Source organism: Elizabethkingia bruuniana (assembly GCF_002024805.1).
GTDB lineage: Bacteria > Bacteroidota > Bacteroidia > Flavobacteriales > Weeksellaceae > Elizabethkingia > Elizabethkingia bruuniana.
In genome coordinates, this window is sequence record NZ_CP014337.1 from 3,590,289 (window position 1) to 3,617,074 (window position 26,786).

Here is a 26,786-nt window from a genome sequence, read left to right on the forward strand (position 1 = left end):
ATAGCAAACAAAAATTAATATAATGGAAACAACAACAAACACAGAAAGAACAATTATCTCTGATAATCGCCAAATAATTGCAAGAGCTATTATTTCAGGGAATACCGTAACATTTAACTATAATTATGTAGTAAACCCGCAAAAACCACCATTTGTAATCACATTTAGTGTACAAAGAGGAAAAACCGGAGATCAGGATTTTACCGGAAATTTTGCAATGACTGGGTCATATTTTCCAGAGAATGATAAATTCCAATTTGAAGCTACTGGTTCAAAGCCCGGAGATGAAACATTAAGAGAAGGTGTTCTGAATGAATGCAAAGCAATTATTGCAGAATTAACAGTAATAAATTAACTACTGTTTAAACACTATTTAAAAAGCCTTTCAATATTCTTGAAAGGCTTTATTTTTTTTGGACATTCAATTTTATTTTTTGTGAAATTCAATTTTGCCGATTATATTTTCAATGCGTTTTTCAGCAATACACATGAAGATATAACTAAACAGACAACAGGGAATTTCACCCTGTTTTTTTTATTTTTCAGAAATTCTGTCAAATTATGATCAGTTTTCTGGAATTAAGTCCTCCTTTTTTCGCAATATTCCAGAAAACTGTCCAACATTTAATGCAAATAACACTGCATTAGAGAAAGCTTCTTCCTTTCTTTGTTTTTACACAAACAAAGGAATGATGATAAAATGTTTTTACGCTCTGGTGCTATTTTCTGCACTTACATCTGCACAAGCAACAGACAGCTTCAATATCTCCGGATACATCCGAAAGCTCTACTATTTAGATACTAATTCTCGCTCCTCTACACCACGCACAGATCAGGAAAAGATATTAGCATATATGCAAATGGCAGATTCCCTCTACAAACAGATAAGATATACCGAAGCCATCAAATTTTATGAACAGGCCGATTATTATGCGTTGAAGAATCATCATAAGAAGGAGCGTTTTGTCATTAATTATTTCCTGAGTGATATATACCGAAGTATCGGTTTTTCTAATAAAGCCAATGAATATTGGGGAATAACATGTTCATTTTTCAACTCTCTTGACAGAATGGATTCTGCTATAATGACGAACCTGTATAAAGCTCGAAGAATGGAGCATAGTAACCAGTTTTATTTAGCTATTTTATACCATCAGGAAAACATAAGCCTGCTAAAGAAAAAATATTTAAATCTCCCTGAATCAAAGCCTTTTATTTTTCAGGAAAAGATTGATCTCGCTTTGGAACATAATATCATTGCATATGATTATTTAAAAAACAATAATCTCCATGAGGCTAAAAAAAATTTTGAAAAAACAGAGTTCTATTTAAAGGATATAAATATTGCCTCTCACTATCAGACGCCCTATTATGATCTCTGCAAAGCAATGATAGCAACAAAGGAAAACAAAAGAGCAGAAGCCCGAAAGTGGTTTGATTCTGCAGAAAAAATCGCAGAAAAGAAAGGCTACCAGGTATTCGCTAAACGAATTTCAGAAGAGAAAATTCTAAGCAAAATTGGCCAATTGGATGATCACAGCTCTAAAAGTTTTAAAGAGTTTTTCAAAAAAATCTTAACCGAAATTCAAAAAGTAAACGAACTGGAGATTGAGCGGGAAGAAAAGAAAGTTACCGATCAGAATAGCCAGATAGAGCACTGGAAAAGCTTTTTTATCTTGCTAACCGCCATTTTAACCTTATATATTATTATAAAAGATAAAAAAATATATAAGAAAAAATCTTCAAATCATACAGAAAACGTTGGAATTACCCTCGCTAAAGAAATAAAGCATGTATCTGAAAAAGACATACTGCCTCCTGAAAACTTTAGTTTTATCAATCTCAATTACGAAAACATTACACGGACATCTACTCTTATTTCTGAAGCTAAAGAATCTGAGCTTTTGGAAAAACTAAACCAATTTGAAACCGGAACCGATTTTATGACAAAAAACTTTACTCTTTCAAACCTTGCATCGATTCTCGATACCAACACAAAGTATGTACACTACCTCCTGAAGGCCCACCGGAATAAAAATTTCAACGATTATATTAATGGCTTGAAAATAAAATACATTGTCCACTGCCTCTGTAAAGAACCCAAATTTCAGAATTACAAAATTAGTTATCTGGCAGATATAGGTGGTTTTTCTTCACAAAGCCGGTTTGCTTATATCTTCAAAAAAGAAGTCGGACTGTCCCCTTCCGAGTTTATAAGAACATTAAAAAGAAAAAACAAAACTTCACAAAACACTGATATACAATAAATTAAAGCCTCAATAAAAGCAATTTTCCAGAATTCTGCTTTTACAACACTAACAGCCAAGCCTGTCATCATTCTAATTTTACAGCATAAAACATTAAAAATCAGAGTGATGAAAAAAGAGAAAAACAAACAAGTCTTACCTGAGATTTATGCTTCCGGCAAAAAGATATACTCTCCACCTGTATTAGAAGTCATTTTAATAGAGATGGAGCATGGTTTTGCCGCAACATCAGCCTCTTTAAACCCTGGGGATGCAGGCTCTCCCAATACGCCACAAGTCGAAGACTGGAATGATGGTGGAAGTCTGGGCGGTAAAGATTTTGACTTGTAATTAAAAGCTCATTAATCAGGTAAAACACAACTATGAATACATCTATACACAAAAATTTAATTAAGGCAACGAGTTCTTTTATTCTTACAGGAACCCTGTTGCTCGGCTTCATTTCCTGTTCTTCAAGGGATGAGGAAACCAAAAACCCGGATGGAAATGCCGGAATGCAGGGAACATTTCTAAGCTTTAATATTGCTGGTATCGAAGAAGAGGAAAATATAACGAACCTCACTACAGCATCTATAAAAAATACAGGGAAATCTTCATCAGCTTCAATTGCCCCTGAAAAAGTAATTTCAACAGAAAATTTCGATGCCCTGATCAGCGCTGAAGGCCAAACGTCTAATAAATCACAGGGGTTATCAGCCTCTCTTACCCCTTCATACACAGGGACTATGGCTGCAGTAACCAATACTCCTATGATAACGGGTACAAAATATCGTTTGTTAATTTATGATGCAGCAAGCAATACACTTATTAAAAATGTTGATGCAACTTCAGGAACAAATCCAAATATCCAGGTAGATGCAGGAAAACAATACAAATGGTATATCGTATCTACTAATGACAATTCAACACCATCAGTAAATACTTCTACGGGAATTGTTTCTGCAGCTTCGCTGGCCAATAAAGACGTATTATGGAATCAGGGAGTTATAGATGCACAATATGGACAAAACAATATGAGCATTGTCCTTAAACGCAACACGGCACGTATACAATTAGACTTGGATACAAGAGGAATGTTTGGAACCATCAATAATACAACCTCCGTAGAGGTTGGAACAGGTACAGGATCTTCTTTTTCCAGCATAATTAAAACAGGAGACCTTAATGTACTTACCGGACAATATTCTAATCTTCAGAATGTATCCGCAGTTACAGGAGGCAATATGATCAACAAAGCTGGAGCCGGCGGTGCAGCTGGAGCTACGAAAACAGCAACTTTTTATACTGTAAGCTCAACACCTGTACCTGCAAATAATCTAAGGATAAGACTGAATCAGCTAGATCTTAACATGGATGACAACAGCACGCGAAGCTTTAGCAACAGTATCGTCCCATATAGCAATATTCCGGTTACACCTGCTTTAGGAAACCGTTATACACTCAATGTACGTCTGATAGAGTCCGGTGTGAGATTAGATGGTTTATTATGGGCGCGTACAAACTTAATCTATTCCTCTCAAGCCGATAAATACCGTTTCCGACCGGATAATGAATATTCTCAGCCAGATAAAGATACAGAATACTGGAACTGGATGGCAGCAACACCAACGGGATCTTCATCTGACAATACTGATGCCTGTTCTAAAGTTTATCCTGAAGGAATGTGGCGTATGCCTACCAGTACCGAATTTAGTAATCTGGGACAACCTGATGACAAAAAAGAAAATTATGGATTATTCTTAGGTGCGAATTTTAGTGCTGTGTATAATCTGGATGCAGGAAATAATTTAAATACGTCCTTCCCTACAAATTCCCAAAGGCTTTTCCTTTCTTTTTACGGATATCGTACTTCTCCCGGATTTTTAGGAGGTACAAGTGTAAGTGATTCTCCCGGAGGGATTTTTCTGGGCGCCCTAGGTGGAGGTGGTGCATATTACTGGTCTTCCTCTTCTGCTAACACTAACAATGCTAATTATTGGTATATGAGCTATTCCAGATTTGCATGGTTTGTGGGCTGGAGTAATGCAGAAGTAAGATCCGGAGCCAAAACAGAGGGCCGTATGGTTCGTTGTGTAAGGACATCATCAACTCCGAATACTTAAATAGAAAATAAGTTTAACAACTTCATCATTTGTTTGTAAATGGCGGGTAATTCTGAAGTAAAAAAGATTATCCGCCTTTATTAATTAAACTATGTAATTTAAATTAATTTCATAAATCAAATAAGCATAAATATAAAACACAATTCTATATATTAATTTATTTTTTATACCTTTCACTAACAAATGATTGAAAATATATGTTAGTGAAAGTTTATGGAAGTGCCATACATGGTATCTCAGCCCGTTGTATTACTGTAGAGGTCAATATCGATAAAGGTGTTGGCTATTATCTTGTTGGTTTACCGGACAATGCCATTAAAGAAAGCAGCCACAGAATTTCTGCTGCTCTGAAAAATGTAGGATATAAGCTCCCTGGGAAGAAAATAACCATCAATATGGCACCTGCTGATCTTCGCAAAGAAGGTTCTGCCTATGATCTCACAATCGCTATTGGTATATTGGCTGCAAACAATTCCATAAAGGCTGAAAATCTCGATAAATATATTATCATGGGAGAATTATCTCTGGACGGAGGCTTACAACCACTGAAAGGCATTCTTCCAATTGCTCTTCAGGCTGCCGAAGAGGGCTTCAAGGGAATTATTTTACCTAAACAAAATGCACAGGAAGCTGCTATTACAAATAAGCTGGATGTCTATGGTATTACTAATATTAAGGAAGTTATAGATTTCTTCGACCAAGGTAAACCTTTACCTAAAACAGTATTCGACATTCAAAAAGAATTCGAGCAAAAGACTGATAGTTTTAGCTCGGATTTTAGTGAAGTAAAAGGTCAGGAAATGGCAAAAAGAGCTTTAGAAATAGCTGCTGCAGGAGGACATAACATTATATTAATCGGTCCACCCGGAAGCGGAAAGACCATGCTTGCTAAAAGGCTTCCGGGAATATTGCCTCCTCTGAATTTAAAAGAAGCTCTGGAAACAACAAAAATACATTCTGTTGTCGGAAAAATAGAAAATGAAGCTTCACTAATTACGACAAGACCTTTCCGAAATCCTCACCATACAATATCAGATGTCGCTCTGGTAGGCGGGGGAAGCTATCCTCAGCCCGGAGAAATTTCACTTGCTCATAATGGTGTATTATTTTTGGATGAAATGCCTGAATTTAAACGCAGTGTGTTGGAAGTGATGCGACAACCTCTCGAAGATCGTGAGGTTAATATATCCAGAGCCAAGTTTACGGTGAATTACCCTGCAAGTTTTATGCTAGTTGCTTCCATGAATCCAAGTCCTTCAGGTTATTTCCCCGATGACCCCAACAACACTTCTTCAACCTTCGAAATGCAAAGGTATATGAACAAAATTTCAGGACCATTACTAGATCGTATCGATATACATATAGAAGTTGACAAAGTAGATTTTGAGCAGCTTTCTGACAAAAAGAAAGGAGAAACGAGTTCTGAAATTCGCCAACGTGTTATTCAGGCACGAAAAATTCAGTCCGATAGATTCAATAACCTGAATATTAACTGCAATGCTCAAATGGGACCAAAAGAAATAGATCAGTTCTGTGAACTCAATGAGTCATCCCTGAAGTTACTGAAAACTGCTATGGAAAAATTAAACCTTTCTGCCAGAGCCTACGACAGGATATTAAAAGTTGCCCGAACGATTGCTGATCTTGAAAATTCTCATAATCTGTCTACAGCTCACATTTCAGAAGCTATACAATACAGGAGTCTGGATCGGGAATTTTGGAATGTCTGAAGGCGATTATCCTCTTACTCCGGTTCCAAAAGGTTTGATGAATTTTTTGCCATCAGGCCTGTCCTCCGCCTGCAAACCGAGATTATAAGAAATACCTACTCCTAAAGTCTGTTTTAGCTGTAGTTTTTGTATCTGATCGTGATCATACAACAAATCAACAGATATAATAGTAGAAATAAATTTATTGAATTTAATATTAACTACACCTGTATAGGCAATATCAACACGTTCCGGGTGGCTTGTATAACTGGAGAAAAGGTTAAGCTGATTGGTAAAGCTAAAATCCTTCATAATCTGGATTTTGTACATAATATTAGCTAATGCACCAAACTCCGTTCTTACACTTTGTCCATTTCTTTCCAAACCATAATTACCCGCTACCTGAAGCTTGGGATCCAATACAAAAGTAAATCTTCCTGTTGCCGGACGGAATATTACCTGAAAATTCTCTTTCGGGTTAAAAGAGATACCGAGACCTATATTCAGGTATCCCGGAGCCATAAATTTCGATATTCTGTCATTATAAACAGGCTCTGGTGTCGTAGAATAATTATATCCCGGAGAAAACTGAGAAAGAAACTGTATACCAGCAGACAGATAATAATTCTTTCTAAGGTCATAACCATAGTTGGACATGATATTGATGTAGTCATCTGTCTTTCTGGAGGATTGCCCTTGAGAAGATACCAATCCATAGCCTAATTGAAAATTATTGTCCAGGAAATGTCTTCCTTTTTTATAAATCAGGCTGTAATTCACCTTAGCATTTATTCCGACACTATTATTTCCACCTGCATTCCAGTTAGAGAAGGCTGCCTGATTAAACAAAACATTATTCTGTCCATATACATACCATCTTCTAAGACTTGGGGATCTCATAATCTGATAAGGCGTAACCGGAATTGGCTCTGTTAGTGCAGCTATAACGACAGGCTGCTGAATAATAATAGTATCTATTTTTATTCTTGGAATTTTCACCATGCTGAAATTAGAAAGACTATCCACGTTTACACTGTTTTCTTTCCATTTAGCCTGATTAATAGAATCGATAACAGCTTTTGTTTTTGCATGCTGAGCTGAAACCAGCATTGCAAAAAAGAACAACGTACCTATTAAAACCCTATTCATTTTTTCCAATCTTTTTAAAATTCGTTCAAAAATACAACTTCTTTATAAAAAAAGAAATTTTGTCACTTCTATGACTATTTAAAAACGAATAAATACTCATTTTATGTCAAAAGATGCCAAAAATAAATCGTAAATAGTATGGCAAAACTTTTGCGCACCTTCTAATTATGTTCAAAGGAGTTATACACCCAAAGGCTATCATTATGCCTTTACTTTTTTTAGCCGCAATATGGTTAGGATTTCTCGTACAGAACCTTGGACTGATCGAAGGTTGTGATGGTGCTATTATACCATTAGTTCCTTCAGGGCTTAAAGGCATTTTCTTTTCACCTTTTTTACATGGCAGTTGGGAGCATATACTCGGCAACTCATTACCTTTGGTTGTATTAAGCTCGTTACTATACCAATTTTACGGATCCGTAGCAGATAGAGTTATGCTTTATGGCTGGCTGTTTTCCGGGTTAGCAGTTTGGATGACACCATCAATTAATTTATTCGACCACCAGACCTATACTTCTTGTATTATTGGTGCCAGTGGTGTTATATATGTACTCGCTTTCTTCCTCTTCGCCAGTGGTGTTATACGATGGAACCTAAAATTATTAACAGTATCGCTTATAGTAGCTCTTTATTATGGCAGTATGATCTGGGGAATGATTCCTGAAGAGCTTCTCTTCACTCTAAATGAGCCAAGCCGGATATCCTGGCAATCCCATTTATCAGGAGCTGTTATCGGCATTATTATGGCCTTTATTTATAAAGATAAAGGGGAGAAAAGAAGAAAATTCATTTGGGAATATCCTGAGTATTATAACGAGAAAGACGATATCCTTTGGCAGAAATATATTCAGGAAAACCCGGAAGACTTCAGAGAACTTCCTTACAGAAAAAAAGAAGATATTTGGGATTTTTTAGATGAAATAAGAAAAAAATAATTAATAATTTTCTTATTTTTAAGGAAATACATTTTAAATGTTTTCCGAAGAGCATCTTTATTCCATAGCGCTAAGACATTGCCCGCAGATCGGCGATTTATACTTCAAGAAAATAGTCAGCACAACAGGCTCTGCTCAAAATGCATGGAACCTGCACAAACATGAGCTGATTAAATTATATGGTATTGGGAACAAAATAGCAGAAGATATAGGGAAAAATTCTCATTTACAATTTGCAGAAAGAGAACTAGAGTTCTGCTATAAGAATAACATTCAGATTTTACTTTCTCATCAGGGACATTTCCCGGAATTATTATATCAATGCGATGATGCACCAGCAATACTCTATCAGAAAGGAAAATTTGATCACCTTAGAACAAATATTAGCATAGTAGGTACAAGAAAAAGTTCGAAGTATGGTAAAGAGTTTATTACCGAATTTTTGTATTCTCTAAAAGATAATAATATCCAAACAGTAAGTGGACTCGCAATAGGCACAGACACTTGTACGCATGAAGAATCTTTAACAAATCACATTCCCACTGTCGCAGTATTAGCACATGGTTTTCATATGCTGTATCCTGATAAGAACAGAAAATTAGCTGATAAAATTCTGGAGCATAATGGCTGCCTTTTTACTGAATTCAATTCATCACAACCACCGATAAGAGAAAGTTTTATCCAAAGAAACAGAATTATTGCCGGAATATCGCCCGTAACAATCATAACAGAAACGGCTTATGGTGGAGGTTCTGTAAGCACGGCTAATTATGCCAATATATATAACCGTGAAGTCCTTGCTCTTCCGGGGTCGATTGAGGATAAATACAGCCAGGGATGCAATCTTTTGATTTCGCAAAATAAAGCAAGAATTATTGTTTCCATCCCTGATACGATTGACTATCTGGGCCTTGTTGCCAAACCTGTGGAACAGCTCCCTCTATTTCATGAAAAAGAGATCCCTGTGAACCTTACATCGGAGCAAAAACTGATCCTATCTGCAATAGCAGATTCTCCTAATATAAACCCGGATGAAATTGCCGAAAAAGTATCTCTTCCTGTTTATAAAATTTTACCCATAATATTAGATCTGGAACTTTTGGGGCACATTAAAGCCTCTTCCGGGAGACAATATTACCCAAGCTGAGAATTAACAATTTCTTAATATTATATTATTTAATGAATAAAGAATGAAACTTTCTAACAAACAAAAGTAAATTGTAAAATTTTTAAAACAAACCCGTATTTTTTTTAAATTTTACTGAAATTCAAAATATTCCTTGGTAGATATGGGAAAAATTTTAACTTTGTTCGGACAAAAATCAAATTCTAATGGAACAATTTAGTGCAGAAGTACAACAGGAAATTGACCGCTTTATGGCTTATATTGAAGCCAAAAACCCTAATGAACCAGAGTTTATTCAAGCCGTACGCGAAGTAGCTGTAACGGTGATTCCGTTTATTCTTTCAAAAGATCAATACAAAGGATTCAAGCTATTGGAAAGAATGGCTGAACCAGAGAGAGTGATTATTTTCCGTGTTCCATGGTTTGATGATAAAGGAGAAATTCAGGTAAACAGAGGTTTCAGAATTCAGATGAATTCTGCAATCGGACCATATAAAGGAGGATTACGTTTCCATCCTACAGTTAACCTAAGTGTACTAAAGTTCTTAGCTTTTGAACAAGTATTCAAAAACAGCTTAACAACTCTACCAATGGGTGGAGGAAAAGGTGGTGCAGATTTCGATCCAAGCGGAAAATCTGACAATGAAATTATGCGTTTCTGCCAGGCTTTCATGACAGAGCTTTGCAAACACATCGGACCAGATACTGACGTTCCTGCTGGAGATATCGGTGTTGGTGCAAGAGAAATTGGCTACCTATTTGGTCAGTATAAAAAAATAAGAAACGAATTTACCGGTGTACTTACCGGAAAAGGACTTGCATATGGAGGTTCACTTATCCGTCCTGAAGCTACAGGATACGGTGTAGTATACTTCTGCGAGCAGATGCTAAAAACTATCGGTGAAAGCATCAGCGGTAAAACTTTTGCAGTTTCCGGATTCGGAAACGTAGCATGGGGTGTAATTAAAAAAATCGATCAGCTGGGGGGTAAAGCTATTACGCTTTCTGGCCCGGATGGATACATCTACGATCCGGAAGGAATCTCTGGAGACAAGATTGATTATCTATTAGAACTTCGTGCTTCAGGAAATAACAGAGCTGAGGATTATGCTAAGAAATACCCTTCTGCAACATTTGTTGCTGGTAAGAGACCTTGGGAGGTAAAATGTGATGTTGCTATTCCTTCTGCAACTCAGAATGAATTAGATTTAGAAGATGCTCAAAACCTTGTAGCTAATGGATGTATTTGTGTAACTGAAGCTGCTAACATGCCTTCTACTTTAGATGCTATTAACTACTTCCTGGACAACAAAGTATTGTTCTCTCCTGGTAAAGCATCTAATGCTGGTGGTGTTGCAACTTCTGGTCTTGAAATGACGCAAAACTCTCTACGTCTTAACTGGTCTTCTGAGGAAGTAGATGCTCGTCTGAAAGAAATTATGATTGGTATCCACAAAGCTTGTAGAGACTACGGTAAAGATGAAGATGGTTACGTAAACTATGTAAAAGGAGCTAACATTGCCGGATTTGTGAAAGTAGCAGAAGCTATGCTTGCACAAGGTGTTGTATAGAAACAAAAAGTAAAATATGAAGAAGTAAAAAGGATGGTTTTGAACCATCCTTTTTATTTTGAAGAAAAACTAAATAGCGAAGATTTGAATTACTCAATTTTCTTTTCTTTTTTCTTCTTTTTCTCGTGAGTCGCTTTCGGATCATTTGTTTCCGGCTGCTTCTTGTCATCTGTATTTACACTAGTTGTTGTACTCACCTCTGTCGATGTTTTAGCCGGAGCTGTAGTTGTTGTACTTGTAGAAGGTGTTGTTGCTACTTCTGTTGTCGTTGTAGTAGTTTTCTTAGTAGTGTCCTGAGTTGTTGACTGAGCAAATGTAGCACCTGTACCTAAAGCCAGTAAAATGGCTGAGAAAAATAACCTTTTCATAATGTTTCGTTTTTAAAAATTAAATTTTAGTGTTCAGTTTTAAAACGATCATTATCTATTTGAAATTGTTCACATTATATAACTTTAACGCACTTTGACATTATTTAATACTCATTGGGAATACGTTTACTTTTTTTCCAAATTTCTTCTAATTTTCTCTACGAAGGTATAAGCTGCAGGGCAAATAATCGTGTTCTTTAATGTAAGATTATTAATCTGGTAAATTTTTTTTCGGTCTGTATGGGGATATTCACGACAAGCTTTAGGTCTTACCTCATAAATGGAACACTTATTATCATCCATCAGAAAAAAACAAGGCAAAGCCTGTAAAACCTTATCCCGATCTTCATCTACTTTTAGAAATCTATCTTCAAAGTCAGACGGTTTCATACGAAGATGTTTTGCAACGCGCTCTATATCTTTTTCAGTAAATAATGGTCCCGTTGTTTTACAGCAATTGGCACATTGCAGGCAATCAATTTCCTCGAAAACCTCATCGTGAGTTTCCTGTACAACATAATCCAGATTTTTAGGGGGTTTCTTTTTAAGGGAATCCAGAAACTTTTTATGTTCTTTCTGTTTTAGTTTAGCCTGTTCTGCGTAATATTTTAGATCCATAATAAGCTACAAAATTAAGGATATGTAATTAATCAGTCTTTAAAATTTTGTAAAGCATTGCTTCTCATTGTACCTTTGATAAAAATAGTGGGAATGAATGACCTGGAAACCCGAGAAGATATAGAGTTATTGGTAAACAAATTTTACCATAAAATTCAGACAGACAATAAGATAGGCTTATTCTTCAATGATATAGCTAAAGTTGACTGGAACAAACATTTGCCTAAAATGTATGACTTCTGGGAATCGATTCTTTTTGGACAGATGACCTATAAAGGCAACCCTATGCGCATGCATTTTCCGGTTAATGAAATAAAAGCCATCGAGAAGGAACATTTTGAGCATTGGATAAAGCTGTGGACAGAAACAGTAGAAGAGAATTTCTCCGGAAAAAATGCAGATTTAGCGATATACAAAGCCAATAACATTGCAAGTCTTATGGCCTATAAAATGGAAATGGCCCGAAGACTCTAAATATTCCCCTTAAGATAATCCTGCCTCAGATCTTCATCCAATCTTTCAATAGCATAGCGAAGGCTTGTTCTCGGCATTTCTTTATAGTGCTTGTTGAGGAAATTCAACATTACACTTTCATCCTTCTTCCCTATTTCCCGAAGCATCCAACCATTAGCTTTATGCATCAAATCATGCGGATGTTTCAGATTATTGAGTATTAGCTTCTGTGTAAGCTCGTAATGTTTATTCTTTATAAACCAGAACGAACCCACAACTGCTACTCTCTTCTTCCACATATTCTCATCCGAGGAAAGCCTGTATAATATTTCCTCCTCGCTATTGTGAAAAGCATAATCGCCCAATATTTTATGTGCAGAAGAGTCTACAATATCCCAGTTGTTCACATATTTAAGATGATCGAGATAAAAATCTGCCAACTTTCTTTTTTCTGTAGTGCTTTTTGCCTTTTCATATTTGGCAACCAGAATAAGGATTGCTGTTAAACGCATCTCGTGTACCTCAGATTTCAACACCTCCGAAAGCTCTTCCAGTGAAATCTCTTTATAAAATTCTTTCGCTACACTTCGCTGATCCGGAACAGAAACACCATAGAATATATCTCCTTCTCCATACTCTCCTTTACCGGTTTTGAAATACCGCGGCATCTGAACAGCTCTTTCTGGTGTAGAAAGCATTTGAAGAGCCTCTTCTATCTGTTGTCCTATATGATCCGCTTTTCCTTTCATATGCTATTATTCTGAAATATGTTCCTGCTCCATCTCTTCGTTTGCAATCTTCTTAGGATTGGCTACCTTACCAATAGTAAGTCCTTGAACTATAATAGAAAATACCACAACAAAGTAAGTAATACTAAGAATAGCTGTACTGTATTCGTTCTTTGGAATAGACATCGCCAAGGCAATGGAGACTCCACCCCGAATTCCACCCCATATCAAAACCTTAATCGTTTGCGGACTGAATCGGCTTCTGAAAGACATAAACTGTGTTGGCCCCCATATAGAAATAACTCTGGCTAACAATACTACGGCAATGGCTATAATTCCAGGGATTACAAAGTTCTGAAGATCCTTTATCATTAAAAGTTCAAAACCTATAAAAAGGAACAAAACGGCATTCAGAATTTCATCTATCAGCTCCCAGAATTTAATAAGGTAATCCTGGGTAACAGATTTCATCTTGAAATTAACATTGAAATTCCCCATGAACAAACCTGCAGCAACCATCGTTAATGGCCCTGAAATATGTAATTGCCGTGCAATAAGATAACCTCCCATTACTACAGACAGTGTAACCAGTACCGATATAATGTAATCGTCTACTTCTCTCATCAGTCGGGAAGTAACCCAACCTAACAAAACGCCGAGTAACAATCCGCCGCCGGCTTCATGCAGTAATAAAAGAGAGATATTCTCTATTCCAAGATCCACTTCTTTACCCACCGCCAACTGCAGTACCACTGTAAAAACAACGACAGCCATACCATCATTAAATAACGATTCTCCGGCAACCTTTGTTTCGAGCGATTTAGACACTTTTGCCTGTTTCAGAATACTGAGTACCGCCACAGGATCAGTTGGTGAAATCAAGGCCCCAAATACAAGGCAATACAGGAAAGGAATATGTACCCCTACAAGCGGAAAGATATAATAAACTCCAAAACCTACCACAAAGGTGGAGATCACCACACCTACTGTTGAAAATATAAAAACAGGTCGAAACTGTTCTTTGAGGTCATTGATATTAATATGGATTCCTCCGGCAAATAATAAAAAGTTAAGCATTGCACCCATCAGTACCTCTGTAAAATCAATACTATCCATCAGGCGGTTTAGCCTCACAAATGTTTTAGGCAGTACACTCTCTCCGAATATTACCAGAAATGTAGAAACAACAATGGCAATAACCATAATCCCAATTGTACTTGGAAGTTTCAGAAATCGGTAATTGATATAGGCAAAAATAGATGCCAGCACTATGAGTGCAGAAAACGAATAATATAACTCCATCCTTCTTTTTTCTTCTTGTTGTGTTTTTTAGTTTATTTATTATTCTACTTCTTCATCGTCATAGTATTCGAAAAGGAAATCGTTATATGGGAATCTTGAGATATGAATTTTCAGTACCTCATCATAAATCATTTTCTTCATCTCGGGGAAATTCTCCTTTGTAAGAGCAGAAATGAAAACGGTAGGATGTTTAGATTTTGCCATCCATGTATTTTTCCATTCTTCCAAGGAAACATTTTTCCGGGTAGCTGGTGTCAGATCATCTTCCGCTTTTTTCTCATAGCTGAAGTCATCAATTTTATTAAACACCATCAATACAGGCTTCTTATGAGCATCTATTTCCTGTAAAATTTCGTTTACTGAATTAACGTGGTCTTCAAAGCTTTCATGTGAAATATCTACAACGTGAATCAATAAGTCTGCCTCACGTACCTCATCCAATGTTGATTTGAAAGATTCTACCAGCTGTGTCGGCAGCTTACGAATGAATCCTACAGTATCTGTTAACAGGAAAGGAAGATTTCCTATTACTACTTTTCTTACTGTGGTATCCAGTGTTGCAAAAAGCTTGTTTTCTGCAAATACTTCAGATTTAGATAAGGAATTCATCAGAGTAGATTTCCCCACATTGGTATAACCTACCAGAGCAACACGAACCATTTTTCCACGGTTATTTCTCTGGGTTGCCATCTGACGGTCTATTGTTTTCAGTTTATCTTTTAATAAAGATATTCTGTCACGGATAATACGACGGTCAGTTTCAATCTCAGTTTCACCAGGTCCTCTCATCCCGATACCACCACGCTGACGCTCCAAGTGGGTCCACATCCTAGTAAGACGTGGTAATAGATACTCGTATTGTGCAAGTTCTACCTGCGTTCTTGCGTAGGATGTCTGAGCACGTTGAGCAAAAATATCCAGAATAAGATTGGTCCTGTCCAGAATCTTAACTTCTATATCTCTTTCCAGATTCTTTAACTGAGAAGGAGAAAGTTCATCATCAAAAATAACAGTTCCTATCTCATTTTCCTTTACATAGTCTCGTATTTCTTCAGCTTTACCTTTTCCTACAAATGTTTTGGAGTCCGGTTGGGACATTTTCTGAGTAAATCTTTTTTCGACTGTAGCTCCTGCTGTATAAGCAAGAAACTCCAGTTCGTCCATATATTCTTTTAGTTTTTCCTCATCCTGATCTTTGGTAATAAGACCTACCAAGACTGCCTTTTCATACTGATGTTCTTTTTTTTCTAGCATATACAAAAATAAGAATTGTGAAATAAAGTTTACAGAATTAAATATAAAACATATTTTAACCCTTAGTAACACAGTTATGTATAATTATACTTTTTATTAATTTTAAAGTGTTATGAGAGACGAAATACAAATATTAAAAGATTATTTACAAAAGGTATTAAAATTAGAATACCTGCCGGAGGAGAACCCCGGAAATCTGTGCTTTGTACACGAAAATCCGGAGCTCAGAAATGAGTTCCGGATAGGTTTTTCTAATAGCGATTTGCTAAAATATTTTAAAAATATGGCAACCTGTGATAAGGACGCTGATATATTTCTGATAAGCCCTCATGAAATAATGCTTCCTAGAAATGCTGATATATTTTGGCAGATAGTTTCTTCTGACTAATCCCAGTCCGCTGCCACAAACTTCATTTCCTCTCCGTCTCTGTTTCTTAGTGTAAGAAAATGCCCTTCTACACTATAAAACTTCATTGTTGGAAAAAGAGCTATAAACTGATTTTCTAAATCAAGGTGATTTGGACAAAACATTTTTGTTCCGGAAACACCGGACACATACAGCTTATTCCCGTTTAATTCATTCAATTGGAATCTTAGATTATTACACCCCATAAAAGCGGAGTAACCCACAGTACCAGGTTCTTTGGTTGTTAAATCTACAGATGCTTTTGCATGTATAAGTTCATCCTTAGAAAATTCCTTCATAGAAACAAGCATCCATTGTCGTTTAAGGTTGGTGCTTATTTCTTTCTGAGTGACTGCGCACCCAGTAACACACATCGTTACCAGCATAAATCCAATAACGGCTAAAATTCTTTTCATTAATTGTTGTCTTTGTTTGTTTTATCATAGTTGTATCCCACTGACATCTCCATTCCATATTCAAAATGATAAGTCATCGGAACTCCGTTTCTCGTAGCAGGACTCCAGATTTTTTTTATTCTTTTAAATGTCCTCATTGCTTCCCATACAAAACTCTGCTCCATAATTTTTGGCCATACTGTAAGATTGTTCATTTCTCCTTTTTCATTGATATCGAAGTTCAATAGAATTCCCCCTTGAATATCAAAATCCCTGAAAATGGCGTAAAATTCTCTATGAATTGTATTAATCATAACAGACTTACCACCCGGAAACTCTGGTAGTTTAAAGTTTTCCACAGAATTAAGCCCATCTTTGTAATTCCCGAATAAGTCATACGGGAAAATAAAAATCTCGGCTATGGCCGGAACCTGCCTCCCATGATACACTCCGGGATTCCAGTTTTTAAGATCTTTTACAACATTATTAGCCAATACTCGTGCGCATTCATTTTTTGCGTTGATTAATGAATCTACATTCTTAAGTTTTTCTGTTCTTCCGTCAGGATAAATTTTAAGTTTAAGCTTATAGTACTGATTCGGATCATCTTGACCACAAGCTTTTATTTTATTTTGTACAATCACATTATGTACATCGTGATAAAAAGCCTTTAATCCTCCTTTGTAAAAAACCTGATCATCAGGATATTTATCCAATACAAATTCTTTAAGCTTTTCAGAACTTTGAGAGAAAAACAGGTTACACATAAGTGTAAAAACTAATAATAGTTGTGATTTCATATTTTGGTGTTGGGTTTATTAATTTTCACTGAGAACTATTGGAAATCTAAATCCGGTTTTAATATTAACTCCATGTAGTGTTGCGGGTTTCCATTTACCTTTAACCCATTTTGCAGATTTTATAAGCATTTCATCAAAAGCAACATTACCTGAACTTGGATCCATTCTAAAATCTATTGCATTACCATTCTCATCCACTTTAAAATACATCACAAGCTGAACTCTCTGATCCCATTTAAAACCATTTGCGTTTACATTACGACTAAACTTATTTCTAAAAGCTTCAATTCCACCCGGAAACTCGGCAGGAGGTCCAAAATACTTTACAGCATCATAACCTTCAGTATACTTATCGAACAATGCATCCGGGAATATAATCATGCTTGTAATAGCTGCGACTTTTTGTCCATCTACTTCAGCAGGCTTCCAGCCATCTAAATATTTAAATAGCTTTCTGGTTAGATCAAAAGCACATTTATTTTTCTCTACATTTTCAGGGTATTCCTCTTTTACAAATTTTATTGTAGCATCTGGATAAACCACAAATCTCACAGAATACAGTTCTGTCTTACTTTCACATGGTTGAATCTTCTTATCTACAATTAATTGATGAAGTTCTTTATAGAATTGGATATTACCTCCATTATAATCGCTCTGTCCTTTGGGATATTTGTCATAAATAGCAGGAGCTGCTTCCTCTTTTTGTTGTGCAAAAAATAAAGATCCTAATAAAGTAAAAAGAAGTAATTTTTTCATCATAAATTTTTCATAAAAAAGGCATTAAAGAGTCTGCTAATATAGTCTTTAATGCCTTTATATCGTGTTATCCGAATGTTAAAAATTACAACACTTCGATCTGGTTTTTAAGAAGATCTTCAAAAACATCTCTTTTTCTAATCAAGTGTACACTTCCGTCCATTACCATTACTTCAGCAGGCTTTAAGCGACTATTGAAGTTAGAACTCATTTCAAAACCATAAGCTCCTGCATTTCTGAAGACAAGGATGTCACCTTCTCTTACTTCATTTATTTTTCTGTCCCATGCAAAAGTATCGGTTTCACAGATATTTCCAACAACAGTATAGATGCGCTCCGGCCCTGTAGGGTTGGAAAGGTTTTCTATTTTATGGTAGGAATCATAGAACATTGGACGAATCAAGTGATTGAATCCCGAATTAACTCCAACAAAAACAGTTGCTGTAGTCTGCTTGATAACATTAGTTCTTACAAGGAAGTGTCCGCTTTCACTTACCAGGTATTTCCCTGGTTCGAACCATAGTTCAAAATCTTTTCCTGTTTCTTTTTTGAAATTGTTCACTGCTTTCAGAACTTTTTTACCCAATGTTTTTACATCAGTTTCCAGTTCTCCTTCCTGGTATGGCACCTTGAAACCACTTCCCATATCGATATATTTAAGATTCGGGAAGTCTTCCACCATCTCAAACATTATCTCAAGACCCTGGATAAAGACATCAATATCTTTAATCTCGCTTCCGGTATGCATGTGCAAACCTTCAACATTTAGTCCTGTTGTTTTTACAATACGCTGAATGTGTCTCAGCTGATGAATAGAAATACCAAATTTACTATCAATATGCCCGGTAGAGATTTTGTAGTTACCTCCAGCAAAAATATGCGGATTGATTCTGATAAATACAGGATATGTATTTCCATATTTATTCCCGAACTGCTCCAGAATAGAAATATTATCAATATTGATGTGTACACCAAGCTTCATTGCTTCTTCAATCTCGGTAATATCCACACAGTTTGGTGTGAACAAGATCTTCTCTGGCGTAAATCCGGCCTTAAGACCCAAATTCACTTCGTTAATGCTCACACAATCGATATTAGCACCTAACTTTTGTATGTACTTCAGAATGTTGATATTGGTTAAAGCCTTTGCTGCATAGAAAAATCTGGTTTTATCATCGAACGATTTGGTAAGCTTTTCATACTGTTCTCTGATTTTATCAGTTTCGTAAACATATACGGGTGTTCCGTACTCTCCTGCAATTTTTAGTAATTCTTGATTTGTCATATGGCTTCTCTTGTACTTTTTGTACTTAACATTATGTTGTTGGCAGATTTTTTATCTCATAATTATTGCGCAGCAAAGATAATTTTAATTCGTTGTATATCATATTATTTACTGCATGAATTTCAATTTTCAGTTTATTAATCTTATTTAAAGACTTTATCTGGTGATGAAGCTCATAAAATCCGTATCCTGTCAGTTTTCCTTTTTCCAGTACTAAAAATGATTTTTCACTTTTAGTTCTTCCATCTGAAATCCATATTTCATTACGATTATCTAATGAAAGAAACTCTTTTAAAGCTATTGGGTTATCCTGAAAACGTTCTTGTTCATTAATAAAAGTTTTCACCTTGTTTCCTTGTGAAAAAGATTTAAACTTCAGTAAATCACCTGTCTGCCCCTTGGTTCTTTCTATTATGTATTTATCATCCTTATAATACAATCCGAAAGGCAACGAAGGCGTTTTCTTTTTCGCTTTTTGCAGCATCATAAGTTTTGCAATAAGCTCATTCCCCGTAAATTCATAATGAATCTGAGTAGTTTCAGCTTTTAGCTTATCCCATTTCTTCGTCCGGGCATGGAAAATCTTTGTTGCTGTTTGATAAATATTAGATGAATAATCGGTATACAGAATATCACCTTTTGCATTCTGAAAATAGATAATTCCGTTTTCTGCAGGAAGAAACTCTGTAAGTGTCATAATCTTTTTATTCAGATTATTAGATACCTGCGTCTCCTTCTGGTGTTTCAGAATTTCTTTTTCCTGATCTTTTGCCAATAATATTTTGAATAATTCCACGGTCGCTCTTGCATCCCCAGATGCACGGTGTCTATCTGTAAGAGGAATTCCCAAAGACTTAGAAAGCTTACCCAGGGAGTAGCTTTCTTCATTTGGAATTAGTTTTTTTGCTAACGGAATAGTATCTATTGTTTCTCTTTCGTAGTTATACCCTAATCTGTGAAATGACTGTCTGATCATTCGATAATCAAACTCTACATTGTGCCCCACGATTACGGAACCTTCCGTGATTTCAACAATCCTTTTTGCAATTTCGTGAAACTTAGGTGCAGTTTTCACCATTTTGGCTGTGATTCCTGTTAGCTTCTGGACATACGGAGAAATTACATCTTCCGGATTTACCAGAGATATAAACTGATCTACGATTTCGTGTCCATCGAATCGGTATATAGCAATTTCGATAATACTTTCTTTCTTGAAAGCACCGCCATTACTTTCAATATCTATAATTGAATACAATGTTCTCTATTAATTAAATAAAATTATCTTCTTTTTTTCAGTCCCAGCATTCCGAAAAGCATATTCATACCCTCCCTTACGATGGTATTTCCTACAGATTTTGCTAATGGGCTTTTAAGAACCTGGTCAAACATTCCGGGTTCTGGTTTTGGCTGTCTTCCATTTGAAGAAGGAGCCTGTTGTTGATTCTGCACTATCTGATTCATTCTGTCACTAAGAATCTCATACGCAGATTCTCTGTTTATGGCATCTTTATATCTTTGTACCAGAGAAGATGAACCTACCAGATTGTCTATTTCCTGTGGTGAAAGGATATCCATCCTGGATTCCGGAGAAATAAGGAATGTATCTACCAAAGGCGTAGGAATTCCTTTTTCATCTAAAGCCGTCACAAATGCTTCACCAATCCCAAGGTTCTGAATAAGTTCCGATGCTTTATAAAACTCCGTTGTAGGATAGTTTTCAACCGCTTTATCTATTTCCTTTTTATCTTTAGCTGTAAAGCCTCTTAGCGCATGCTGAATTTTTAAACCCAGCTGGCTCAAAACACCATCCGGCACATCCCCCGGCACCTGAGTAATAAAGTAAATTCCTACCCCTTTGGAACGGATTAACTTTACAATAGTTTCAATTTGATTCAACAATGCTTTAGGCGCTTCTTTGAATAACAAGTGTGCCTCGTCTATAAACAATGCAAATTTTGGTCTCCCCTTATCTCCCACCTCTGGAAATTTATCATAAATTTCCGCCAGCAATGACAACATAAAGGTAGAAAACAACTGTGGCCTGCTCTGCAAATCGGTTACACGTAGAATATTAATAACCCCCAAACCATTTCGGGTTTGTAACAAATCTTCTACTTCAAAAGATAATTCTCCAAAGAATTCTCTTGCTCCTTGCTGCTCCAAAGCAACAATAGAACGTAGGATTGCACCTAATGATGCTGAAGCAATACTTCCGTAATTACTGCTTAGTTCAGATTTTCCTTGTGGATCATCTGTTACATATTGCAGTACTTTCTTCAAATCATCCAAATCCAGTAACGGAAGAGCTTTATCATCACAATATTTAAAAATAATAGACATGATACTCGACTGGGTATCATTTAGTCCTAAAATTTTGCTTAGTAATACAGGTCCAAATTCGGTTACTGTAGCTCTTAGTCGCACTCCTTTCTCATCGGAAATACTCATAAACTCTACAGGAAATGCCTGTGGACTATATGGCAGTTGAGTTTTTGCATAGCGCTCCTGGATCTTAGCATTGTTTTCTCCCGCAGCTCCCAACCCGGACAAATCTCCCTTAATATCCATAACCATGGACGGGATGCCGTTACGGGAAAGCTGCTCTACAAAAACCTGAAGAGTCTTTGTTTTTCCGGTTCCTGTTGCTCCTGCTATGAGCCCATGTCGGTTTACTGTGCTCAAAGGAATACACACATCCACTTCAGGAACTACTTCTCCATTAAAAATACCTTTCCCCAGTACAATATGTTCACCATTGCACTGATATCTAGCTGTAAGCTCCTGAATAAATTTTCCTTTATCTGCCATCTAAAAATATTTTTGACGGATAAATTTAGAAATTTTGGTTGAGAACAGGACATATTTTTTAATATTGAACGATTTTTCTCTTGATAAAAATCATTAACAATCCTCATAACAAAGGGAATATTAATTGTTAATTTTGCATAGATTTAATATTCTTGAACAGGCTTACTCCATATTTATTTAGTGTTATCTGTACCCTTCTTGTTTTTCAGAAGACATGGGTATGGGCAGAATACAAAATCAATATGGACTGGTATCTTGAAAACTGTACAAATAAAAATAAACCGGAACTACATTGTAACGGAAAATGCCAGTTGAGTCTGGAAGAAACACGAAATCCTAATTTTACATGGCTAAAAATTGCTTCGGAATTTATAGGATTGCCTGCCATTGAAGTTTTAGTTTCTATTCATAAAATCTCACCTGTTTTTCAGGAAGTTTCTCATAAAATCCAGACCCCGTTATTTGGGTTTCTGCGCCTGCATCTAAGGCCTCCTGTATTATAAGTTTAATTTTTCCGAAAATATAAACAAGTACAAGCTGTACAATGTTTGTTTCAACCTGATTATTCCTCTGATAATCAGAAAACATCATTCTTAAACTTATTATAATACATTATGATATTATCTAATAAAAACATCGCTGTCATGGCCTTTTTAAGTCTTGGCGGAAGCAATATATACGCACAGAAATCAGATTCAATACTTCAGCAAAATATTGAAGTAGTACGTATTCTCAAAAACAACACTAGTAAAAAAATCTCTGCAAGTCATTCTGATTTTTTGAATCATGATGCCGGAAATTTTCTGACTAACCTTCCGGAAATCGGTGGACGGAGAATTGCCGGAAGTTATGCAACAGATCCTGTTTTAAGAGGCTTTAAATTCGAACAGCTCAATATTGTCAATGACGGATCTCTTACAAGTATACAGGCATGCCCAAGCAGAATGGATCCACCGGCAAGTCAGGTTAATTTAAACCTGGTTAAAGAAGCCGAAATCTACAAAGGACCATATCAGTTCCGTTTTGGAAATTCCTTTGGTGGAACCATTAATTTTGTGAGCATCGACCCAAAATTTACTGAAAAGCCTGTTTTTAGCGGCAGGCTTTCTACCGGATATGAGACCAATGGAAATGGATTCCGCAACGAGCTTATTACCCGTCTTTCTACCCGAAAATTCAATGTAGACCTATTTGGCTCTTACCAAAAAGCCGACGATTATAAAGACGGTAGTGGTAATAAAGTCCCATCTGCATTCGAAAGATACAGTATGGGTTCGCGTGGCTCCTATCAATGGAATGAACATAATATTACAACAGCACAGGTAACAACCAACCAGGCCAGAGACGTAAAATTTGCAACCGGAATGATGGATCTTCTAAAAGATAATACATGGCTATACTCTCTAAAGCATGATATGACTTTCCAGAATTCTGTTTTCAAAAAATTAAGCCTGAGCAGCTATTTATCAGAAGTAGATCATACAATGGGAACTCCTGATATGAGCATGATTTCCAGAATAAAAAGCAGGTCCGGAGGAGGACGTTCTGAACTTAAATTACAATGGGACAATAATCTGCTTTACACAGGTGTCGATTTTCGCCATGATGGAGAAAAAGATCTCCCACAACAAAAAATGGAAATGCCGAGTCACGGAGGTGGGAATTCTATGGCAATGGGACATAATAATGCTTGGCAGAACGGCCAAATTAACCGCCTAGGTTGGTTTAACGAATTCCAGCGCCATTGGGGAAATAACAAAATCACAGCTTCTTACAGGCTGGATTATTCTCACGCTACAGCTAATGATCCTTCTCATTTTTTCATGATGAAATACGGAAATAATTTGTCGACAAACCAAACAACTCATAGTTTCAGCCTTTCTTACAACAGAGTACTAGATCAACATCAACAGATAACTGTGCTAATAGGTCGCGGAGAAAGAAGTGCGGGTATTACCGAACGTTATATCAACTTCTTCCCTCTTGGAAATGACAACTATCAATATGTAGGAAATCCTTTCCTTAAATCCGAAAAAAATTATCAAATTGACATTGTATACTCTTATAAAAGTGATAACCTGAACTTTCAGGCAGATGCATTTTATTCCAGACTAAATGATTTTATATCATCACAAATTGCTCCGGATATTAAACCCACTTCTATGATGTCCAAAGGTGTACGACAGATGACCAATATTGACAATGCTTATAAAGCTGGTATTGAAGGATCTGTACAATGGAATATCACAAATTATTTGAGGACTGAAGCCGGTGCAGCTTATACTTATGCTCAGAATATGAGTCAGGATGTTCCGCTATCGGAAATTGCACCTTTAGAAACCCGATTGCGACTGGAAGGAAATTTCAACAACATCACTTTGGGTGCAGAAATGCGTTATACCGGGCAACAAAACAGAACAAATCCTTTATTCGGAGAATTCGCAACCAAAGATTTTACATTATTCAATCTTGACGCCAGAATTGAAATTTTCAAAAACTTCAATGCTACCTTACAGCTCAGAAATATATTCAACAGAGCCTATACTGAATACCTGAACAAGACTATGTACAGTTCGGGATATACACAGCGGTTTATGTCACCTGGGAGAAACTTTTCTCTTACCTGTTCTTATACATTCTAAAATAAAAGAGCCTGATAAATCAGGCTCTTTTATTCTATATATGTTTCTTCAGTTCTGCTGTCAGACTGTTGACATCCATTACACCACTCTGCCGAAACAAGAGTTCTCCTTTTTTAAAAATAAGTAGTGTAGGAACACTTCTAACACCATATTCTGCTGCAATAGCCTGATACTGATCTATATCTATTTTTACAATTCTAGCTTCTTCTTCGACATTCCGCTTAACGGTATTCAAAACTGAAGACATTACTTTACAAGGCTGGCACCATGTGGCAAAAAAGTCTACTAAGACAGGTCTCTCTGACTGAATAAGTTCATTAAATTTTGCTGACATTTTCTCAGTTTTTTATTTTATTCTTTTTTAATTCCGAAACATTCTGATAAGACGTTCCGCTATAAACATCCGGAATATTATTTTTTTGTAACAAATCTTTTGCTTTCCCGGCTCTTATTCCGGAGCGACAATAAACAACTATGTTCTTCTTACCTTGAAATTCAGATAATCTGTTTTCAATCTGATCCAACGGAATATTAACAGCTCCTTCTATTTTTTCAGCATTATATTCCTCCGGAGTACGGACATCTACTAAGAAAGTCCTGTTATCATTTACAAGTTTGCTTATTTTCTGATTCTCTGTTTTTGGAGTTACCGAACAAGAAATCATACCACCAGATAACAGAATAACCAGTATAGTTCCTATAATTTGCTTTGACATACAAAATCAGTTGTTGGCACTTCTGTTAATTTAATCTTACCAAAACCACCTTCCACTTCTGTAAAGTTACGATATCCTCTTGCCTGAAGAATACTTGCCGCTATCATACTTCTGTAACCTCCGGCACAGTGCAGAAAGAAATGCTCTTTCGGGTCAACATCCTTTATCCATGTATTGATATAAGCTAACGGACGGCTATAAGCATCTGCTATATGTTCTGCAGCATATTCTCCTTCTTTTCTTACATCAATTATTTTAACATCTTCTGTATATCGTTGTGCAAATTCTTCAGGGGTAATTCTGTCCACAGAATCAGTTTCTTTTCCAGCTGACTGCCATGCAGAAACCCCTCCCTTCAGATAGCCCAATACATTATCAAAGCCTACACGGCTAAGGCGGGTAATAACTTCTTCCTCGCTTCCTTCATCTGTTACCAATAATAGTGGCTGCTTTACGTCTACTATCATTGCTCCCACCCATGGTGCAAAATCTCCTTTTACTCCGATGTTTACAGACTGAGGAATAAAGTTTTTATGAAACTCTGCTGCAGATCTTGTATCCAGAATCAATGCTCCTGTTTCATCTGCCACAGCTTCAAAATCTTCTGCAGATAATGGTTTAAGCCCTTGTTCAAGAACATGATCAAAACTTTCATATCCTTTTTTGTTCATGGCAACATTCATGGCAAAATATCCTGGTGGCGGTGTTAATCCGTCTGTAACTTCTTTAATGAAGCTTGCTTTATCCGGCTGATTCAACGCATAGTTCGTTTTCTTTTGGTTACCCAAAGTATCTACTGTTTCCTTCTGCATGTTTTTACCACAAGCACTCCCGGCTCCGTGAGCAGGGTAAACTGTTGTTTCATCTGATAAAGGCATAATCTTATTCATCAGGCTATCATAAAGCATTCCTGCAAGATCTTCCTGTGTAAGGTCTTTACCTTTTTGTGCAAGATCTGGTCTTCCGACATCTCCTAAAAACAAAGTATCTCCTGAAAACAGAGCTGTTTCTTTTCCATTTTCATCAATAAGCAGGTAACATGAGCTTTCCATTGTATGCCCGGGTGTATGCAATACCTTTATTTTGATATTACCTATCTCAAATACCTCTTCATCTTTAGCAATAATTGCTTCAAATTCAGGCTTTGCAGTTGGGCCATAGACAATTGCAGCCCCGGTTTTTTCACTTAAATCAACATGTCCGGAAACAAAATCCGCATGAAAGTGGGTTTCAAGAATGTATTTAAGCGTCGCATTGTCCTGTTGCAATTTATCCAGATATGGTTGTACCTCTCTTAAAGGATCTATAATTACTGCTTCTCCCTGAGATACAATATAGTATGCTCCCTGAGCCAAACATCCTGTATATATTTGTTCTACTTTCATTTTAATTTAAT

Annotated in this window: 27 protein-coding genes; 12 read left to right on the forward strand and 15 right to left on the reverse strand. The window is 36.4% G+C overall.

What is annotated here, in order from left to right; genetic code table 11:
* The first annotated feature begins 22 nt into the window (after window positions 1–22).
* From AYC65_RS16820 to AYC65_RS16840, 5 genes are all read left to right on the forward strand, one after another.
* Window positions 23–355: a hypothetical protein gene (locus tag AYC65_RS16820; protein ID WP_034868171.1), complete on the forward strand. Its 333-nt coding sequence runs from the start codon at window positions 23–25 to the stop codon at window positions 353–355.
* Between the two features lie 334 nt (window positions 356–689).
* Window positions 690–2,267, forward strand: a complete 1,578-nt coding sequence (locus tag AYC65_RS16825) for a helix-turn-helix domain-containing protein (protein WP_234300371.1) — start codon at window positions 690–692, stop codon at window positions 2,265–2,267.
* A gap of 108 nt (window positions 2,268–2,375) precedes the next feature.
* Window positions 2,376–2,597, forward strand: a complete 222-nt coding sequence (locus AYC65_RS16830; protein ID WP_034870902.1) for a hypothetical protein — start codon at window positions 2,376–2,378, stop codon at window positions 2,595–2,597.
* A gap of 32 nt (window positions 2,598–2,629) precedes the next feature.
* Window positions 2,630–4,369 (forward strand): fibrobacter succinogenes major paralogous domain-containing protein, encoded by a 1,740-nt coding sequence (locus AYC65_RS16835; RefSeq protein WP_034870901.1) that lies wholly within the window; start codon window positions 2,630–2,632, stop codon window positions 4,367–4,369.
* Between the two features lie 197 nt (window positions 4,370–4,566).
* The gene (locus tag AYC65_RS16840; RefSeq protein ID WP_034870900.1) at window positions 4,567–6,099 is read left to right on the forward strand and encodes a YifB family Mg chelatase-like AAA ATPase; all 1,533 of its coding nucleotides are present in this window, start codon (window positions 4,567–4,569) and stop codon (window positions 6,097–6,099) included.
* Between the two features lie 6 nt (window positions 6,100–6,105).
* On the opposite strand, the gene AYC65_RS16845 is transcribed toward AYC65_RS16840, so the two are convergent.
* A complete protein-coding gene (locus tag AYC65_RS16845; RefSeq protein WP_034870899.1) occupies window positions 6,106–7,227 on the reverse strand; it encodes a DUF3078 domain-containing protein in 1,122 nt (373 codons plus the stop codon).
* Window positions 7,228–7,394: 167 nt separating this feature from the next.
* Between AYC65_RS16845 and AYC65_RS16850 the strand changes: the two genes are divergently transcribed.
* From AYC65_RS16850 to gdhA, 3 genes are all read left to right on the forward strand, one after another.
* A complete protein-coding gene (locus AYC65_RS16850) occupies window positions 7,395–8,162 on the forward strand; it encodes a rhomboid family intramembrane serine protease (protein WP_034870898.1) in 768 nt (255 codons plus the stop codon).
* A 37-nt stretch (window positions 8,163–8,199) separates the two neighbouring features.
* Window positions 8,200–9,309, forward strand: a complete 1,110-nt coding sequence (gene dprA, locus AYC65_RS16855) for a DNA-processing protein DprA (RefSeq protein ID WP_034870897.1) — start codon at window positions 8,200–8,202, stop codon at window positions 9,307–9,309.
* A gap of 185 nt (window positions 9,310–9,494) precedes the next feature.
* The gene (gene gdhA / locus AYC65_RS16860; protein ID WP_034870896.1) at window positions 9,495–10,859 is read left to right on the forward strand and encodes an NADP-specific glutamate dehydrogenase; all 1,365 of its coding nucleotides are present in this window, start codon (window positions 9,495–9,497) and stop codon (window positions 10,857–10,859) included.
* 89 nt (window positions 10,860–10,948) lie between these two features.
* Here the strand turns inward: gdhA and AYC65_RS16865 are convergent, their stop codons facing one another.
* Together AYC65_RS16865 and AYC65_RS16870 are read right to left on the reverse strand one after the other, a co-directional pair.
* On the reverse strand, window positions 10,949–11,227 hold the full coding sequence (locus tag AYC65_RS16865) for a hypothetical protein (protein ID WP_034870895.1): 279 nt from the start codon (window positions 11,225–11,227) through the stop codon (window positions 10,949–10,951).
* Window positions 11,228–11,353: 126 nt separating this feature from the next.
* On the reverse strand, window positions 11,354–11,845 hold the full coding sequence (locus tag AYC65_RS16870; protein ID WP_034870894.1) for a YkgJ family cysteine cluster protein: 492 nt from the start codon (window positions 11,843–11,845) through the stop codon (window positions 11,354–11,356).
* A gap of 93 nt (window positions 11,846–11,938) precedes the next feature.
* Between AYC65_RS16870 and AYC65_RS16875 the strand changes: the two genes are divergently transcribed.
* Window positions 11,939–12,319, forward strand: a complete 381-nt coding sequence (locus AYC65_RS16875; RefSeq protein WP_034870893.1) for a group III truncated hemoglobin — start codon at window positions 11,939–11,941, stop codon at window positions 12,317–12,319.
* Here AYC65_RS16875 and AYC65_RS16880 read toward each other — a convergent pair.
* From AYC65_RS16880 to hflX, 3 genes are read right to left on the reverse strand one after another with little or no spacing between them, the layout of a single operon-like run.
* Window positions 12,316–13,047: a DNA alkylation repair protein gene (locus AYC65_RS16880; protein WP_034870892.1), complete on the reverse strand. Its 732-nt coding sequence runs from the start codon at window positions 13,045–13,047 to the stop codon at window positions 12,316–12,318. The genes AYC65_RS16875 and AYC65_RS16880 overlap by 4 nt on opposite strands.
* Window positions 13,048–13,053: 6 nt before the next feature.
* On the reverse strand, window positions 13,054–14,328 hold the full coding sequence (locus AYC65_RS16885) for a cation:proton antiporter (protein WP_034870891.1): 1,275 nt from the start codon (window positions 14,326–14,328) through the stop codon (window positions 13,054–13,056).
* 39 nt (window positions 14,329–14,367) lie between these two features.
* Window positions 14,368–15,582, reverse strand: a complete 1,215-nt coding sequence (gene hflX, locus AYC65_RS16890; RefSeq protein WP_034870890.1) for a GTPase HflX — start codon at window positions 15,580–15,582, stop codon at window positions 14,368–14,370.
* Window positions 15,583–15,694: 112 nt separating this feature from the next.
* On the opposite strand from hflX, the gene AYC65_RS16895 reads away from it, so the two are divergent.
* Window positions 15,695–15,970 (forward strand): hypothetical protein, encoded by a 276-nt coding sequence (locus tag AYC65_RS16895; protein ID WP_034870889.1) that lies wholly within the window; start codon window positions 15,695–15,697, stop codon window positions 15,968–15,970.
* Here the strand turns inward: AYC65_RS16895 and AYC65_RS16900 are convergent.
* From AYC65_RS16900 to AYC65_RS16925, 6 genes are all read right to left on the reverse strand, one after another.
* Complete coding sequence (locus tag AYC65_RS16900; protein WP_034870888.1) at window positions 15,967–16,404, reverse strand: META domain-containing protein; 438 nt, start codon at window positions 16,402–16,404, stop codon at window positions 15,967–15,969. The genes AYC65_RS16895 and AYC65_RS16900 overlap by 4 nt on opposite strands.
* Window positions 16,404–17,183 carry an energy transducer TonB gene (locus AYC65_RS16905; protein ID WP_034870887.1) on the reverse strand — a complete coding sequence of 260 codons (780 nt, stop codon included), beginning with the start codon at window positions 17,181–17,183 and terminating at the stop codon, window positions 16,404–16,406. Before AYC65_RS16905 ends, AYC65_RS16900 begins: the two co-directional genes overlap by 1 nt.
* An 18-nt stretch (window positions 17,184–17,201) precedes the next feature.
* Complete coding sequence (locus AYC65_RS16910) at window positions 17,202–17,939, reverse strand: energy transducer TonB (protein WP_034870908.1); 738 nt, start codon at window positions 17,937–17,939, stop codon at window positions 17,202–17,204.
* Between the two features lie 85 nt (window positions 17,940–18,024).
* Window positions 18,025–19,224 (reverse strand): diaminopimelate decarboxylase, encoded by a 1,200-nt coding sequence (lysA, locus tag AYC65_RS16915; protein ID WP_034870886.1) that lies wholly within the window; start codon window positions 19,222–19,224, stop codon window positions 18,025–18,027.
* 31 nt (window positions 19,225–19,255) lie between these two features.
* Window positions 19,256–20,479 carry a 3'-5' exonuclease gene (locus AYC65_RS16920; RefSeq protein ID WP_034870885.1) on the reverse strand — a complete coding sequence of 408 codons (1,224 nt, stop codon included), beginning with the start codon at window positions 20,477–20,479 and terminating at the stop codon, window positions 19,256–19,258.
* 23 nt (window positions 20,480–20,502) lie between these two features.
* Complete coding sequence (locus AYC65_RS16925) at window positions 20,503–22,032, reverse strand: helicase HerA-like domain-containing protein (protein ID WP_034870884.1); 1,530 nt, start codon at window positions 22,030–22,032, stop codon at window positions 20,503–20,505.
* Between the two features lie 152 nt (window positions 22,033–22,184).
* Between AYC65_RS16925 and AYC65_RS16930 the strand changes: the two genes are divergently transcribed.
* Window positions 22,185–22,535 (forward strand): hypothetical protein, encoded by a 351-nt coding sequence (locus AYC65_RS16930; protein ID WP_234300373.1) that lies wholly within the window; start codon window positions 22,185–22,187, stop codon window positions 22,533–22,535.
* Between the two features lie 141 nt (window positions 22,536–22,676).
* Window positions 22,677–24,674 carry a TonB-dependent receptor domain-containing protein gene (locus tag AYC65_RS16935; protein WP_234300375.1) on the forward strand — a complete coding sequence of 666 codons (1,998 nt, stop codon included), beginning with the start codon at window positions 22,677–22,679 and terminating at the stop codon, window positions 24,672–24,674.
* Between the two features lie 34 nt (window positions 24,675–24,708).
* Here the strand turns inward: AYC65_RS16935 and trxA are convergent, their stop codons facing one another.
* From trxA to AYC65_RS16950, 3 genes are read right to left on the reverse strand one after another with little or no spacing between them, the layout of a single operon-like run.
* Window positions 24,709–25,008, reverse strand: coding sequence for a thioredoxin (gene trxA / locus AYC65_RS16940; protein WP_034870881.1), 300 nt, complete (start codon window positions 25,006–25,008; stop codon window positions 24,709–24,711).
* Window positions 25,009–25,012: 4 nt separating this feature from the next.
* The gene (locus AYC65_RS16945) at window positions 25,013–25,390 is read right to left on the reverse strand and encodes a rhodanese-like domain-containing protein (RefSeq protein ID WP_034870880.1); all 378 of its coding nucleotides are present in this window, start codon (window positions 25,388–25,390) and stop codon (window positions 25,013–25,015) included.
* Complete coding sequence (locus AYC65_RS16950; RefSeq protein ID WP_034870879.1) at window positions 25,372–26,775, reverse strand: MBL fold metallo-hydrolase; 1,404 nt, start codon at window positions 26,773–26,775, stop codon at window positions 25,372–25,374. The genes AYC65_RS16945 and AYC65_RS16950 overlap by 19 nt, the downstream gene beginning before the upstream one ends.
* Between the last annotated feature and the right edge of the window lie 11 nt (window positions 26,776–26,786).